At 69.7% G+C, this 1,552-nt stretch carries 1 protein-coding gene; it reads left to right on the top strand.

The genetic code is table 11. The features are described 5' to 3' along the window. The first annotated feature begins 570 nt into the window (after positions 1-570). Entirely contained in the window at positions 571-1,323 is a 753-nt protein-coding gene (locus AOK09_RS35585; RefSeq protein ID WP_055591322.1) for an aspartyl/asparaginyl beta-hydroxylase domain-containing protein, read from the top strand. The last annotated feature ends 229 nt before the right edge of the window (positions 1,324-1,552 follow it).

Genomic DNA, 1,552 nt, shown 5'->3' with positions numbered 1-1,552 from the left:
GTCGGCCGGCGCCGGCCGACTGCGGGGACCCGGCGCACCGGGCAGATGGCGTCGTGAAGGACGGCGAGGGCGTGCCATGGTGATGTTCCGTCACTGCCCGGCGCCGGTTTTCTGCGGCCCTTCACGGCTCCGCCGCGCCCACGATGGCAGCGCACGGCCGTGCCGACAACACCGGTCGGCCGCGGTCTGCGGGCCTGTTGTTCAACTGGGGCGGGGGCGCAGTTGAACATGGGGAGCAGCCGCGGCCGTACGCACCCGAACCGGCGCCGCCGCCGTATTGTCCGGCTATTGATCGGCGATGGGGCCGATGCAATAGTGAGCGGACCCGGTGCCGCGCCGAGCCCGGATCCGGCTCGCGTCGAAACGCCGGGGAATTACCTGGGCGTGTGCACGGCACGGGCGGTGCGGCATGTTCTCGCACCTGCGCGGATTCCTTCCGATGAGCGTCCTGCGCGGAGGCCCGACGGCGGAAAGGGTTCGTGGCGACTGCTCCTGCGACGCGCGGGCCCGAGCAGGCTGGCCGTCCGGTGTCCGTGACCCACCAGAACCCGCAGACCGCTTGGAGGGACCGTGTCCGACTTCTCTTCCCGCCTCCTGCAGTTCCCGAGGAAGAAGATTTCCTCCGCGATCATCCGTCTCGAGGAGGGCATGGGGAAGCGGTCCCTGATCGGGGACACCCCGTTCTTCCCGGAGGACACATTTCCCTGGGCGGCGACGCTGGAGGCCAACTGGAAGGAGATCCGCAGCGAACTGGACCAGCTGCTGGCGTACCGGGAGGAGCTTCCCAACTTCCAGGACATCTCCGTCGAGCAGCGCGCCCTGACCGACGACAACGACTGGAAGACCTACTTCTTCGCCGGTTACGGCCTCACGTTCGCGCAGAACCGCGACAGGTGTCCCCGGACGGTCGAGTTGCTGGACGGCATCGACGGGCTCACCACGGCCTTCTTCTCGATTCTCGCCCCGGGAAAGCACATTCCGCCGCACCGCGGTCCGTACAAGGGCGTCATCCGCTACCACCTGGGGCTGAAGATCCCCGCGCCGGAGACGTCCTGCGGCATCTCCGTCGACGAGCAGACGGCCCACTGGCAGGAGGGCCGGAGCATGGTGTTCGACGACACCTATGTGCACGAGGCCTGGAACGACACCGATCAGGACCGCGTCGTCCTGTTCCTGGACATCCTCCGGCCGCTGCCGTTTCCCTACGCGCTGCTCAACCGCCTCGCCCTGAAGTACATCGCCCGTAGCTCGTTCGTCCGCGGGGCCAAGGACAAGCACGACGCCTGGGAGAAGCGGTTCGAGGAACTGCGCCGGGTCGGCTGAACCGGAGCGCCGCCGGCACCGGCGCCGGCGCTGCTGGACCGCGGTACGGACGGGACGGGTGGCACGCCACCCGTCCTTTCGCCGTTCCCCGGGGCCCACGGCCGGGACGCGGCCCACCGGGCCGTGCCCGAGAGCGGCCCCGCCCGCCGGCGCCGAGCGCTGCGCCCCCGCACGGTGAAGGTGTTCAACTGCCGCCGTGGTCCAGTTGAACACCTTCACCGTGCGGGGG

It is taken from the genome of Peterkaempfera griseoplana, from assembly GCF_001418575.1.
GTDB classification, from domain to species: Bacteria; Actinomycetota; Actinomycetes; order Streptomycetales; family Streptomycetaceae; genus Peterkaempfera; species Peterkaempfera griseoplana.
The sequence above is the reverse complement of the archived record's forward strand: the minus strand, read 5'-3'. Positions and strand labels throughout refer to the sequence as shown.